Raw genomic sequence first — 12,563 nt, 5'->3', positions numbered from 1 at the left:
TCACCCCGTAAAACTGATCGCCGAGTTGAAGCCCCAGAGCATGATCGTGAGGACCATGTCGATGGCGATGATGGCCACCGAGCTGGCGCGCACCGCGCGACCGGAGGCGATGCCGACCCCCTCGGGACCACCGGTGGCGAAGAACCCGAAGTAGGCGTGCACCAGGATCACCACTGTGCCGAAGACCGCCACCTTGATCACCGCCGCGATCATGTCGAAGCCGGAGATGAACTGGAAGAAGTAGTGGTCGTACACACCGGCCGACTGGCCGTAGACCATCGTGAGCAGCCCGCGGCAGGCGCCGTAGGCCAGGATCAGCGCGATCAGGAAGGTCGGCACGATGGCGATGGCGCCGGCGATCACCCTGGTGGTGACGACATAGGGCACCGAGCGCAGGCCGAGCGCCTCGATGGCGTCGATCTCCTCGGAGATACGCATCGCACCGATCTCGGCGGTGATCCGGCAGCCCGCCTGGGCGGCGAAGCCGATGGCCGCCGCGATCGGGGCCAGCTCACGGGTGGTCGCGTAGGCGGAGATCACACCGGTGACCGGGCCCATGCCGAGCATGTCGAGCGAGGCGAACGATTCGACGCCCACCGAGGCGCCCATCACCAGGCCGAGCACGATCATCATCGGAACGGTGCCGCCACCGACGATGATCGACCCGCGACCCCAGGTCATATCGGTGACCGCGCGCAGCGTTTCGTCCCGATAGCGGCGCAGCGTCAGCGGCACCGACGACAGCACCTGCCAGACGAACACCGCGACGAAGCCGAGCGATTCACCGGCGGTGACGATCCGCTTGCCGATGCGGGCGGGCTTGCGCAGCCAGTGCAGCGAGGTGGGGATATACGACGAGGCAGCCATCACGCCAACTTCGTCGGCAGGAACATGGCGCTGATCTGGCTGGCCAGCAGGTTCACGATCGCGATCGAGACCACCGAGAGCACCACCGCCGCGTTCACCGCGTCGGCGACACCGCGCGGACCGCCCTTGGCCTCGAGACCGCGCTGGCAGGAGATGATCACGACCAGGAAGCCGAAGATCAGCGCCTTGAGCAGCGAGACCCACACGTCACCGGCGGTCGCGAACGAACCGAATGTCGACCAGTAGCTACCCGGGGTCACGCCCTGACCGCCGACGGCGACCGCGTAACCGGCCAGCACGCCGACGAAGATGATCAGCACATTGAGCATCGGAGCGACCAGCAGCATGGCGGCCAGGCGCGGGATGACGAGCCGGTGCACCGGGTTGATGCCCATGGTGTTGAGCGCGTCGATCTCCTCGCGGATGGTGCGCGCGCCGAGGTCGGCCGCGATGGCCGCCGCGCCGGCGCCACCGAGCAGGAAGCCGGTGGCGATGGGCGCGCCCTGCTTGATCACGCCGAGGCCGCCGGTCGCGCCGAGCATGGAGTCGGCGCCGAGGCTGTGGATCAGGTTGCCGACCTGGACCGAGACGATCACGCCGAACGGGATCGCCATCAGGATCGCGGGAATGGCGGTGACCGTGATCAGGCGCCAGGCCTGCACGAGGGTCTCCCGCCACTGGAACTGCCTGCGGGCGATGTCGGAGAACGAGCCGCCGACCGATTGCTGTGCGAGATCGACCGCACGCCCGAAGGTCCGCAGCGACGACACGACGGTGTCGGTGAAATTCTCGCGGACGATCTGGGTAGCGGAATCCGGCTTCGCGGAGTGCAGATCGGTAGGCATCAGGAATGCCTCCGGGCCGCTCGTGAAGCACGGGGCTTGGTGATTTTCATACCGCACTCTCTGGCTTCGGCGTCGGTGCCAACTCCAGCAAGCTAACCGGTACTCTGCGTCACAACAAAATTTCCAGCGGGTGACCCTGGTCGCTTTTCCACGATTTCCATGACAGATCTACATGCCGTGTGATCCGCAACACTTCAGCTACGGGCTTGCGGCCAGGAACACAAAAGCCGCGAACAACGCCAGGTGAACGCCACTGTGTAGCAAGGTCGCGCGGCCGGGAACGATCGTCAGCGTGCCGACCACGACCGTCAGTGCGAGCAGAACCATCTGCGTAGCACCGAGACCGAGCACCAGCGGACCACTGAGCCAGATGGTCGCGATCGCGATCACCGGAATGGTCAGGCCGATGCTGGCCATCGCCGAACCGAGCGCCAGGTTCAGACCGATCTGCACCTGGTTGCGGCGCGCGGAGTTCACCGCGGCGATGGTCTCGGGCAGCAGTACCAGCATCGCGATCACCACACCCACCGCCGACGGCGGCAATCCGGCCGAGGCGATCGCCGACTCGAGCGCGGGCGAGACCACCTTGGCCAGGCCGACCACGCAGACCAGGGCGAGCACCAGCATGCCGAGACTGATCAGCGCGGCCCGATTGGACGGCGCGTGACTGTGGACGTCGCTGTCGTCGACCGCGCCGCCGTCCTCCACCGGGAGGAAATCGTCAGGGTGACGCACCGTCTGCACCATCACGAACAGCCCGTAGAGCGCCAGCGAGGCGACGGCGGCGAAGGCCAGCTGCGCCGGCGAGAACTCAGGGCCGCGCGCACTGGTGGTGAAGGTCGGCAACACCAGACTCAGCGTGGCCAGGGTCGCGACGGTGGCCAGGGCGGCGCCGGTCCCCTCCGCGTTGAACACCGCCACCCGCCTGCGCAGCGCGCCGACGAGCAGCACCAATCCGAAGATGCCGTTGCAGGTGATCATCACCGCGGCGAACACGGTGTCGCGGGCCAGCGAGGCCGCCTTGTCGCCGCCGGAGATCATCATCGTGACGATCAACGCCACCTCGATCACGGTCACCGCCACCGCGAGCACCAGCGAACCGTAGGGCTCGCCGACCCGGTGGGCCACGATCTCGGCGTGATAGACCGCGGCCAACACCGCACCGACCAAGGCGATACTCACCAGCGCGACGATCAATCCCGGTACCGAACGGCCCCAGCTGAGTACGAGCACGAGCGCGGCGAGGATGGGCACGTACATGGTCCATTTAGTCGTCAACGCGGCAATCATGACCTCCATCCTTCCAGCTACGACCGGGCACACCCGGATCCGTCGCGGCATGGATCTCGGCGATGGATTCACTCGCGCCCCCTGCATGGGGAACAATTCAGCGCGTGCGGACCCAGTTCACCCTCGAGCTCGTCGCTTTGGCCAACGATCTCACCCTGATGTCGCGCGTCGCCCATGACGCGACCGAGCGGGTCACCCAGGCGCTGGCCGGTGCCGACCTCGCTGCCACCTACGAGGTGTTCGCGCTCGACGAGCAGCTACAACTGATGTTCGCCGCCTGCGAATCCCGCACCATGGCCCTGCTCGCGTTGCAGGCGCCGGTCGCGCGCGATCTGCGCCATGTGGTGACCGCGATTCAGGTCGCCGGCGAGCTGTCGCGGATCGGTCGGCGCACCGAAACCGCTGGGCAGTACGTGTATCGGGCACATCCGAGCGCGGTCGCTCCCGCATCGGTGATCACCGAACTGGTCTCGATGGGCACGCTCGCGGCCGCCTGTATCGCGCGGGTGAGCGCGTCGGTGGCCAGCGGTCGATTCGCCGCCGAGGACGGCAGCGACATCGACGCGATGGAAACGCTGTGCAAGCAGTTGCGCACCGCCCTCAGCGAGGCCGAGGTGAGCACCGAGGCCGCGATCGATATGGCGTTGCTGGGCAGTCAGTTCCAGCGATGCGTCGACCATGCCGCCCGTATCGCACGGCTGATCCGCTTCCTGGACACCGGGATTCCACCGGAGTCGGGATCCCTGCCCGACTGATGGATTGTGATGTCGGTCACCTCGAGTTTGCACTCGGTCGGCAACGGTCACTTCCGTCGATAGATGAACGCTATTGAGCCACAATCGGTTCCCGCTGTGCTGTGCGGAACCTCATAGCGGACAATCACTGACGACACCCGGTGCGGCCGTTAGGTTGTGCCGGTTCATTTTTCGACGGAGCGTCTGGGCGGTACGGGCATGAAGTGGTCTTCGATCAACGGCACGATCCTGGGACGAGCCCTGCTCGCCTTCGCCACAGCGGTATGTCTGGCCGTGGTGGCCGCCTGTTCGAACTCGCTGCTGGACGAGGTGAATCCGGGGCCTGGCGCCGCGGGCGCGGTGACGGTGTCGGGCAAGGAGGTCGGCGATCTGGTCGCCACCCTCGTCGTCGCGAAGGAAGGCCCGATGACGGGCTACACGCGCGAGAAGTTCCCGCACTGGGACACCAACAAGCCCGAGCACGGCTTCACCGGCGACCTGGCCAAGTACACCAAATGCACCAGCCGCGAGGTGATGATGCTGCGTGACGCCAACGGCAAGGTCACCCTCGACGCCAAGACCTGCGACTTGACGGTGGCAGCCGGTGGCGGCTGGCAGGACCACTACGGCTTCATCGACAAGAAGACCGGCCAACTCGGGCCCTACAAGTTCATCACCGATCCGTCCAAGGTCGACGCCGAACACATTGTCGCCCTTGCCGAAGCGTGGCGATCCGGTGCCGCCGATCGCGACGAGGACACCCGCCGCCGCATCGCCAACGACTCGATGAACCTGGTCGCCGCCGACCCGTCGGCCAACCGTTCCAAGGGTGATCAGGATCCCGCGAACTATTTGCCGCCCGGTAACTTCCGGTGTGCCTATGTGGAGCACTACGTCAAAGTGAAGGTAAAATACGCGCTGACCGTTGATACCGCCGAGCACACCGCATTGCGCACCGCAGTCGATGACTGCCTCCGCCGAGGAGAGTTCAAATAAGCGAGCCCATCGAGATCACCGCCGAGAGCGCCGTCATGACCGAAGAGGAAGGGACGGTGTCCGGTGAGCTCGATGTCATGCTCGACGACGCCGGCAAGGGCCTCGTCCGCTATCGCGGCACCGATACCTGGTTCACGATCGGCAACATCGACTGCGAGCCCGCCCGCACCTGGGACTGCGTCGCCGACCTGGTGAAGGCGATCAAGAAGGACGCGGGCACCCGAGATGTCGCCGGAAACATCGTGGTCTTCGAAGCATGAGGATTCACCTGGCAATCTGGTAGTTATGCCGACTGCCTCTCGACAATCGCCGCCACCCGACATCGCCTGGTCGACGCTGTGCCGTCGGACACCGCGCGTGCTCGCCCTCATGGCGACCGCCGCGGTGCTGATCATCGCCCTCACCTGGGAGGTCACCAGCGGCGTCAGCCGGATGGACACCGCGGTGCTCGACTGGATGATCGCGCACCGCGGCGAACCGCTCACCAGCATCGCCACGGTGATCACCGACCTCGGCAGCACACTGTCGATGACGATTCTGGCGTCGTTCACCGTCGGCGTCTTCGCGCTGCGGCGCAACCTGCCGGTCGCCGCCCTGGTCGCCCTCACGTCGCTGGGTGCGGGAGTGCTGGTGTGGGTGATCAAACGCCTCGTCGGCCGCCAGCGACCGCCCGAGGCGTCGCGGCTGGTCTTCGAACCCAGCCTGTCGTACCCGTCAGGGCACACGCTCGGCTCCACCGTGGTCGTCGGCATCGTGGCGATCGTCCTCGTTCCGCGGATCACCCAGCACTGGCTCCGTCTGACCGCCGCCGTGCTCGCGGTCGCCTTTCCCGTCGCCGTCGGGTTGTCGCGCATCTATCTCGGTGTGCACTGGACCACCGATGTGCTGGCCGGTTGGATCATCGGCCTGCTGTGGCTGGTCCTGTGCGTCACCGTGTTCACCCGCGTGCTGAACCCTCAGCCCACCGCGATCACCACCTTGCCGAACGACGCACCTGAACGCAGGTAGTCGTAGGCGTCGGTGGCCTTGTCGACATCGAATTCGCGGTCGATCACCGGGCGAAGGCGGTGCTCGGTGATCACCCTGTTCATCGCCTCGAAACCGGTGCGGCTGCCGACCGCGATGCGCCGGATGGCCAGGTAGGAGGAGCCGAACGGGTTGTCCGGCAGTGCTGTTCCCGGTGCGGGCGCCATCGCGCCGACCATCGTCACCGTCGAGTTGTACGCGCCCGCTCGCACCGATTGTTCGAGCGTGGGCAGGCCGACCGCGTCGACGATGTGCTCGGCGCCGGTCCCGGTCAGGTCCATCACCGCGTCACCCCAGTTCCTGGTCACGGTGCGGTCGATCACCGTGTCGGCGCCCAGCGTGCGCAACCGGTCGGCCTTCGCCTGGCTGGAGGTGATCGAGATGACCTCGGCGCCGAGGATCTTCGCGAACTGGATCGCGAACAGCGCCACCGCGCCGCTTCCGACGGTGAGCACGCGCGCACCGGGGGCAGGCGGGACGGGTGTGGTGAGCGCCGACCAGGCGACCAAGCCCGCGCACGTCAGGGTCGCCGCCTCCGCATCGGTGAGGTGAGCGGGCACGTGCACGATCGAATCCTCTTCGACGAGTGCGTAGGTGGCGAGGAATCCGTCGTAGTTCGCGCCGTACTGTTCGGCGGCCGTGGCGAGAGTCTGCGGACCGTCGACCCAGTGGACGAAGTAGCTCGCGGTGATCCGGTCGCCGATTTTCGCGCGGGTCACCGCGGGGCCGAGTGCGATCACCTCGCCGACGCCGTCGGAGAGCGGGATGACGCCGGCGGTGGCGGGCAACGGGTAGTTGCCGTCCATCAGCATCAGATCGCGGCGGTTCACCGAGGCGGCGCGGACCCTGATCAGGACCTGATGCGGGCCCGGTTCGGGCCGCCGCTGTTCGGTCCGCGTGAGACCACCGTCGAGGCGGTAGGCGAAAGCGTGGTCGGGGTGCAGTTCGTTGTGCGGCATGGGAACAACTGTGTCGGCGAGGGTGGGATCGCGCGATTCCCTGGAGGGTATGGGCGCTTGGTCTGCGGCGGGGAATGGCGGCGGCCGTCGACGCGGTTGACTCCGGTCATGACGACCGTGCTGCCGACGACCGGTTTCGGCCCCCAACTGCGTCACTGGCGCACGCTGCGCCGGGTCAGCCAGCTCGATCTGGCGATTCGGGCCGAGACCAGCCAGCGATACTTGAGCTTCCTCGAGCAGGGCAAGTCCCAGCCGGGTCGCACGATGGTGGTGCGACTGGCCGAATCGCTCGAGCTGTCGCTGCGCGACCGCAACACCTTGCTGCTGTCCGCCGGATTCGCGCCGGTATTCCCCGAAAGCGACCTGGCCGCACCGGAATTGGTACCGGTGCGCGAGGCGATCAGCGCGGTCCTCGACGGGCACATGCCCTACCCGGCGCTCGTCGCCCGCCCGCGCGGCGAACTCGTCACCGCCAATGCCGCGTTCGACCTGTTCACCGAGGGCGTCGATCCGCGACTGTTGCGTTCGCCGATCAATGTCCTTCGGCTGGCCATGCACCCCGACGGCGTCGCCCCGCGCGTGCGCAACCTCCCCGACTGGGGCAGGCACATCATGGATTCGCTCCGGGGCCGCGCCGCGCACACCCCCGATCCGGCCCTCGACCAGCTCATCGCCGAGTTGTCGAGCTACCTGCCCGCCCCCTCCCCCGGCCCCGACCATGTCGGCTTCGCCGTTCCCCTCCACCTGCACACCCACGACGGCGACCTCCGCCTGATCACCACCCTCACTTCCTTCGCGACGGCCACCGACGTCACCATCGCCGAACTCCACCTCGAAGCGTTCCTGCCCGCCGACGCGGAAACCGCGCGCATCCTGCGACTACGCGCGGACCGGCACCGAACGAAACAGTGATCGCGCACTGCGTGACAGCCCTCGATCGCCACCGACCGAGGGCTGCCCGGATCACTGTGCGGCAGTGGCGGATTCCGCCCGCACCGGCGCATCCCAAGCGATGCGGTACCGGCGTTCGACGCCCATCGTCTTCTCCGGGTTCATCACCGTCTTGACCATGAGCGGCATCATGGCGTTCATCACCTTGCGGGCGAGGGGTCCCGGCGTCTTGCTGTGGTTGATCTTCGCCGCGCGCGCCGCGATGCCTTCCACGCGGGCCCGCCGCAACTGCTCGTAGACCGCGAAAGCCTCGGTGGGCGAGGCGATATCGCGCAGGCATCGCGCCAGCTGCACGGCACTCTCGATCGCCAGTGACGCACCCTGTCCCGAGCTGTTCGACGGTGCGTGCACCGAGTCGCCCACCAGCACCATGCGGTCGCGATACCAGTGCGGCACCGGCGGCATGATGTGCAGGGCGCCGGTGATCTCGAGGTTCTGCGCCGTGGTGCGGCGGGTGAATTCGGCGCCGGGAGAATCGGGCGCGTACGTCTCGCGCAGTACTTTCAGCCAGTGCTCTGCGGGGAGGGCACGGGCATCGGTGAGCGAAAGGTATTGCTTGCTCGGCAGGTTCGCGCCCCATGCCACGCGGCCGTCGGCCTGCTTCCAGTACAGGTAGTACGCCTTGGCGCCGAAGGCGAACACCATGGTGTCGTCCGGCAGGTCGAGGTCGCATTCGACCAGAGCGCCGAAGCCGAGCATGCCGGTGTAGTCGGGACCGGGCGCGGCCGGGTCGATCAGACTTCGCACGGTGGAACGGATTCCGTCCGCGCCGACGAGGATGTCGGCGGTGGCGGTCGATCCGTCGGTGAAGTGCGCGGTGACACCGTCGGGGCGTTCGTCGACCCTCGTCAGCCGCTTGTCGTAGCTGAACGGCACGCCCGCGGCGACCGCGTGATCGTGCAGGGTGCGGTGCAATTCACCGCGGTCGACAGCCTGTAGCGGCGGCTGGTCGGCCAGCACCGGCATGATGTGTTCACGACCGCTGACGCGCAGTCGCATCTGCGCGACCGGCAGGGCGATCTCGCGCACCGCGTCACCGGCGCCGATGATGTCGAGCGCCGCGACACCGTTGGGTGCCAGCGCGAGCCCGGAGCCGATGCCCTCGGAGGGGCCGGAATAGGCCTCGTAGACATGGGCGTCGATGCCTGCTTTGCGCAAGGCCGTGGCGGCGACGGGTCCGGCGATGCCGCCGCCGATGATCAATGCGGAACGAGTGGTGGACATGGGTGATCTCCAGATCTGTGTCGGCGCCACCCAGCTATCCTGTGGTTGCCTCACCTCGTGGCCGGGTGCGCCTGGTTTCGAGACGGTTTCTCGGGCTCGGTGGGGTGTTGCCGCACGCCACCGGGTCCGGGTCTTGGGGCGGGAGCTAGTCGTTCCCCCTCTCGCCGAGTTCGGGGATCTGTTCGGTGGGCATGCCGTCGACATGCCACTGCCGCCAGAGTTCGAGGCCCTCGAAGGTGCCCGCGGCGAGTTCCGCGCACAGGGAGCGGGCCCAGTTCGCCTCGGCTTCCAGCATCGCCAGCCCGAATTCGGACTCGACGAGGAACAGCCGGGGCACTGTCAGCTGGGCCAGCTCGGCCTTGGTCGTCTCGATGGTTCGCTCCAGTGCCGCGACGCGGGTGCCGAGCAGGGCGATCACCTCGTCCGGCGGCAGCACCGCCAGAATCGACAGGCCCGCGGTGAACCGGTGATGTTCGGGCTCGGGCGCGGCGAGCAGCTCGCGGGTCCAGTCCGCCATCTCGGCGCGGCCCGCGTCGGTGATCCGATAGATCACCCGCTCGGGGCGCGCGCCGTCGCGTTCGCTACCGATGACCTCGAGGAATCCGGCCTTCTCCATGTTCTGCACGACGGTGTAGAGCGAGCCCCATTTGATGTCCATGTCACGGTCTTTGCCGTGCGCGCGCAGGGTGGCGGCGATCTCGTAGCGGTGCATCGGGCGCTGCACGATCACCGAGAGCACGGCGAGCGCCAGCAGATTGTTCACTTTGCGCTTCGTAGCCATGACTGCCTCCTTACTCGTCTACGAATATACGTCTACGAGTATTTGGCGGCAAGGCTTGTCCAGTGGAGTGGACGGCGGAAATCAGACTTTCGATACCTCGCTGCTATCAGCGCCCTGGTCGAGCAGCTTGGCCGCGATCTTCGACAGCGCCTCGTCGAGCAGCGCGCGGTCGACCGGATCGTCGGAGTTCCAGTCGTCGAGGCGGTCACCGAGCCAGCGCCGCCACCCCGCCCGCAGCTTGTCGACCTCGGCGTCGCCCTCGGCGGTCAGCGAGAGGACGCCCCCGTCGTCGTGTAGCAGACCCGCGTCGGCGGCCTGGCGGAAGACGGGCGAGAGCACCTCCACCGGCAGCCGGTGCCGGTAGGAGATGGCGTGCACGGTGGCGGGCATACCTTCCTTGGCATAGAGGTAGGCCTGCCCCAGCGCCCATGCCGTGTCCGGGTTCAGCGTGCTGCCGGAGGCCGCGATGAGCTCGGGGATGATCGGTTTCTCGGCCCTGGCCTTGCGCACCGTCGTGGCGACCGCGCGTTCCAGCTGCACCACCCGGTCGTGCGAATCGGGTACCGAGAATCCCTCGCCGACGTCACCGGCGCCGTGGCGGGCGCTGTCACGTAGCCGCACCTGTGGCAGGAACCAGGCCACCACGAAACCGACCAGCGCCACCGGCACGACCCAGCGGAACACGTGATCGATCGACAGCGCGTAGGCGTCGATGATGGGCGCGGCCTGCTCGTACGGCAGTTCTCGCAGCAGTTTCGGATTCGCGACCACCTCGGGCGGGACGCCCGGCGTCTGCGTCAACGCGTTCTCCAGCGCGGTCTTGCTCTGGTTGGTGTAGAGCGTGCCGAAGACGGCGGTGCCGAACGCGCTGCCGAGGGTGCGGAAGAAGGTGACGCCCGAGGTGGCGGTGCCGAGGTCGGCGTAGGGCACGGTGTTCTGCACGACGATGGTGAGCACCTGCATCGACAGGCCGAGCCCGGAGCCGAGAATCAGCATGTACAGCGATTCCAGCCACACGCTCGTGTCGTGCCCCATCGTCGACATCAGGCCCAGGCCCACCGCCATCACCGCCATGCCGACGATCGGGAAGTACCGGTACTGCCCGGTTTTCCCGACCACCTGCCCGGAGAAGACCGAGGTGATGAACAGGCCGACGACCAGTGGCAGCGTTCGCACACCGGAGATCGTCGCTGTCGCGCCGTCGACATATTGCAGGTAGGCGGGCAGGTAGGTCATCGAGCCGAGCATCGCGAAGCCGACGATGAAACTGAGCACCGACGACACCGTGAACACCCGGCTGCTGAACAACCGCATCGGCAGCATCGGCGCCTTCGCCCGGTTCTCCACCAGCACGAACCCGGTGAGCAGCACCACCGCGAGCACGAACAAACCGATGATCTGCCAAGAGCCCCAAGGATATTCGTTGCCACCGAACTCGAGTCCGAGGATCAGCGACGAGACACCGAGCGCGACCAGGCCGATGCCGAGGTAGTCGATCACCGGCCGGGTGACCGCGCGCAGGTGCGGCAGCGTGCGTGCCGCCATCACCACCATGACAATCGCGATCGGCACATTCACGTAGAAGCACCAGCGCCAACTCGCGTGGTCGGTGAACAGCCCGCCGAGGGTGGGCCCGACGACGGTGGTCACGCCGAACACCGCGCCGAGCGCGCCCTGATATTTGCCGCGTTCGCGCAGCGGGATGGTGTCGGCGATCAAGGCCATCGAGGTGACCATCAACCCGCCCGCGCCGACGCCCTGGATCGCGCGGGCCACGATCAGGACGGCCATGCCATTGGAGACACCGGCCAGCGCCGAGCCCGCGATGAAGATGATGCCGCTGATCTGGAACAGCAGTTTGCGGCCGAACAGGTCACCGAGTTTGCCCGCGAGCACGGTCGCGACGGCCTCGGCGAGCAGATACGCGGTCACCACCCAGGCCATGTGCCCCGCGCTGCCGAGATCGGCGACGATCGAGGGCAGCGCCGCCGAGACGATGGTCTGGTCGAGTGCGGCCATGAGCATGCCGAGCACCACGGTCGCGAAGATGATGTTGATCTTCGCCTTGCTCATCGGCTCGACGGGCTCGTCTACCGCAACACCATCCGACATTGCCTCAGTATGGGCTTTCAGGTCCGGTGCCGGACCCCAGTGACACGGCAGCAATCACCACCGATCGCTCATCGCACGGCGTAGTTTCCCAGGCCCGGTTCGAGCGCGTCGAAGGCGATCTCGGCATCGCGGGTCAGCGCGGCGGCGATCTCGGCGTCGGCTTCACCGGCGAGCGTGCGGCGGGTGACCTCGTCGAACAACACCCGCAGTACACCGGCGAGTTGGGCCGCGGCCACGCGTGGGGTGATGTCGTCGGGCGCGGCCCCTGTCTCGGTGGCCAGCGCGACGGCCAGTGCCACCTCACGGTCGTCGTTGAAGTCGCGCACGCGGGCAGTGAGTGCCGGACTGTCGGCGATCATCCGGGCAAACGGTTCGCCGCTGAAGCCGATGAGCTGGTCGTGGGCCGCGACGGCCGTCAGATACGCGTGACGCAGCGCCGCCAGGGCGGATTGCCCCGGTTCGCGGTCGCGCACGATCGCGGCGAGTTGCTCGATGTAGACCTCGCCGAGGTCGAGGGCGAGGTCTTCCTTGCGGGGGAAGTAGTTGGTGACGGTCATCTTGGCGACGTCGGCGGCCGCCGCCACTTCCGCGATGGTCACCCGGTCGAAGCCGCGTTCCAGGAACAGCGCGGTAGCGCGGTCGGAGATCTGCTCCCTGGTCTGCTGCTTCTTCCTGGCCCGTAGCCCCGGTTGCGTCATGCCATCAGCATATCTGAAGCCGTCATAAATTTACTCTTGACATATTTTTATGTTCGTTCTAAGTTTGTGCTCGCTGTACT

13 protein-coding genes are annotated in these 12,563 nt (G+C 67.1%); 5 read left to right on the top strand and 8 right to left on the bottom strand.

The window, feature by feature from the left end; all coding sequences use genetic code 11:
- From OHS03_RS34285 to OHS03_RS34275, 3 genes are all read right to left on the bottom strand, one after another.
- On the bottom strand, positions 1 to 867 hold the full coding sequence (locus OHS03_RS34285; RefSeq protein ID WP_328659724.1) for an MlaE family ABC transporter permease: 867 nt from the start codon (positions 865 to 867) through the stop codon (positions 1 to 3).
- Positions 867 to 1,712, bottom strand: a complete 846-nt coding sequence (locus tag OHS03_RS34280) for an MlaE family ABC transporter permease (RefSeq protein WP_062991835.1) — start codon at positions 1,710 to 1,712, stop codon at positions 867 to 869. Before OHS03_RS34280 ends, OHS03_RS34285 begins: the two co-directional genes overlap by 1 nt.
- A 198-nt stretch (positions 1,713 to 1,910) precedes the next feature.
- Positions 1,911 to 3,002: a calcium:cation antiporter gene (locus OHS03_RS34275; protein ID WP_328659721.1), complete on the bottom strand. Its 1,092-nt coding sequence runs from the start codon at positions 3,000 to 3,002 to the stop codon at positions 1,911 to 1,913.
- Between the two features lie 104 nt (positions 3,003 to 3,106).
- Between OHS03_RS34275 and OHS03_RS34270 the strand changes: the two genes are divergently transcribed.
- From OHS03_RS34270 to OHS03_RS34255, 4 genes are all read left to right on the top strand, one after another.
- Complete coding sequence (locus OHS03_RS34270) at positions 3,107 to 3,757, top strand: phosphate signaling complex PhoU family protein (RefSeq protein WP_328659719.1); 651 nt, start codon at positions 3,107 to 3,109, stop codon at positions 3,755 to 3,757.
- A gap of 198 nt (positions 3,758 to 3,955) precedes the next feature.
- Positions 3,956 to 4,732, top strand: coding sequence for an HNH endonuclease family protein (locus OHS03_RS34265; RefSeq protein WP_328659717.1), 777 nt, complete (start codon positions 3,956 to 3,958; stop codon positions 4,730 to 4,732).
- Between the two features lie 35 nt (positions 4,733 to 4,767).
- On the top strand, positions 4,768 to 4,992 hold the full coding sequence (locus OHS03_RS34260) for a hypothetical protein (RefSeq protein WP_084504764.1): 225 nt from the start codon (positions 4,768 to 4,770) through the stop codon (positions 4,990 to 4,992).
- Positions 4,993 to 5,017: 25 nt separating this feature from the next.
- The gene (locus tag OHS03_RS34255; RefSeq protein WP_328659716.1) at positions 5,018 to 5,740 is read left to right on the top strand and encodes a phosphatase PAP2 family protein; all 723 of its coding nucleotides are present in this window, start codon (positions 5,018 to 5,020) and stop codon (positions 5,738 to 5,740) included.
- Here OHS03_RS34255 and OHS03_RS34250 read toward each other — a convergent pair.
- Complete coding sequence (locus OHS03_RS34250; protein WP_328659714.1) at positions 5,689 to 6,717, bottom strand: zinc-dependent alcohol dehydrogenase family protein; 1,029 nt, start codon at positions 6,715 to 6,717, stop codon at positions 5,689 to 5,691. The genes OHS03_RS34255 and OHS03_RS34250 overlap by 52 nt on opposite strands.
- Before the next feature lie 108 nt (positions 6,718 to 6,825).
- Here OHS03_RS34250 and OHS03_RS34245 point away from each other — a divergent pair, with 108 nt between their 5' ends.
- The gene (locus tag OHS03_RS34245; RefSeq protein WP_328659712.1) at positions 6,826 to 7,629 is read left to right on the top strand and encodes a helix-turn-helix domain-containing protein; all 804 of its coding nucleotides are present in this window, start codon (positions 6,826 to 6,828) and stop codon (positions 7,627 to 7,629) included.
- A 51-nt stretch (positions 7,630 to 7,680) separates the two neighbouring features.
- Here the strand turns inward: OHS03_RS34245 and OHS03_RS34240 are convergent, their stop codons facing one another.
- The 4 genes from OHS03_RS34240 to OHS03_RS34225 form a co-directional block, all read right to left on the bottom strand.
- Entirely contained in the window at positions 7,681 to 8,892 is a 1,212-nt protein-coding gene (locus OHS03_RS34240) for an FAD-dependent oxidoreductase (RefSeq protein ID WP_328659710.1), read from the bottom strand.
- Between the two features lie 145 nt (positions 8,893 to 9,037).
- On the bottom strand, positions 9,038 to 9,673 hold the full coding sequence (locus tag OHS03_RS34235) for a PadR family transcriptional regulator (RefSeq protein WP_328659708.1): 636 nt from the start codon (positions 9,671 to 9,673) through the stop codon (positions 9,038 to 9,040).
- 81 nt (positions 9,674 to 9,754) lie between these two features.
- Positions 9,755 to 11,785 carry an MDR family MFS transporter gene (locus tag OHS03_RS34230; protein WP_328659706.1) on the bottom strand — a complete coding sequence of 677 codons (2,031 nt, stop codon included), beginning with the start codon at positions 11,783 to 11,785 and terminating at the stop codon, positions 9,755 to 9,757.
- A gap of 68 nt (positions 11,786 to 11,853) precedes the next feature.
- Entirely contained in the window at positions 11,854 to 12,483 is a 630-nt protein-coding gene (locus tag OHS03_RS34225) for a TetR/AcrR family transcriptional regulator (protein ID WP_328659704.1), read from the bottom strand.
- Positions 12,484 to 12,563: the final 80 nt, after the last annotated feature.

The sequence above is a fragment of the Nocardia salmonicida genome (genome assembly GCF_036142455.1).
Classification (GTDB): Bacteria; Actinomycetota; Actinomycetes; order Mycobacteriales; family Mycobacteriaceae; genus Nocardia; species Nocardia salmonicida.
Note: the sequence above shows the minus strand (reverse complement) of the source record. Positions and strands in the feature narration are given on the sequence as shown.

What these genes read in the sequence shown, in the direction of transcription:
- OHS03_RS34225 (WP_328659704.1), bottom strand. Translation starts at nt 12,483, where the DNA reads ATGACGCAACCGGGGCTACGGGCCAGGAAGAAGCAGCAGACCAGGGAG.
- OHS03_RS34240 (WP_328659710.1), bottom strand. Translation starts at nt 8,892, where the DNA reads ATGTCCACCACTCGTTCCGCATTGATCATCGGCGGCGGCATCGCCGGA.
- OHS03_RS34280 (WP_062991835.1), bottom strand. Translation starts at nt 1,712, where the DNA reads ATGCCTACCGATCTGCACTCCGCGAAGCCGGATTCCGCTACCCAGATC.
- OHS03_RS34235 (WP_328659708.1), bottom strand. Translation starts at nt 9,673, where the DNA reads ATGGCTACGAAGCGCAAAGTGAACAATCTGCTGGCGCTCGCCGTGCTC.
- OHS03_RS34245 (WP_328659712.1), top strand. Translation starts at nt 6,826, where the DNA reads ATGACGACCGTGCTGCCGACGACCGGTTTCGGCCCCCAACTGCGTCAC.
- OHS03_RS34265 (WP_328659717.1), top strand. Translation starts at nt 3,956, where the DNA reads ATGAAGTGGTCTTCGATCAACGGCACGATCCTGGGACGAGCCCTGCTC.
- OHS03_RS34255 (WP_328659716.1), top strand. Translation starts at nt 5,018, where the DNA reads ATGCCGACTGCCTCTCGACAATCGCCGCCACCCGACATCGCCTGGTCG.
- OHS03_RS34285 (WP_328659724.1), bottom strand. Translation starts at nt 867, where the DNA reads ATGGCTGCCTCGTCGTATATCCCCACCTCGCTGCACTGGCTGCGCAAG.
- OHS03_RS34230 (WP_328659706.1), bottom strand. Translation starts at nt 11,785, where the DNA reads ATGTCGGATGGTGTTGCGGTAGACGAGCCCGTCGAGCCGATGAGCAAG.
- OHS03_RS34275 (WP_328659721.1), bottom strand. Translation starts at nt 3,002, where the DNA reads ATGATTGCCGCGTTGACGACTAAATGGACCATGTACGTGCCCATCCTC.
- OHS03_RS34250 (WP_328659714.1), bottom strand. Translation starts at nt 6,717, where the DNA reads ATGCCGCACAACGAACTGCACCCCGACCACGCTTTCGCCTACCGCCTC.
- OHS03_RS34260 (WP_084504764.1), top strand. Translation starts at nt 4,768, where the DNA reads ATGACCGAAGAGGAAGGGACGGTGTCCGGTGAGCTCGATGTCATGCTC.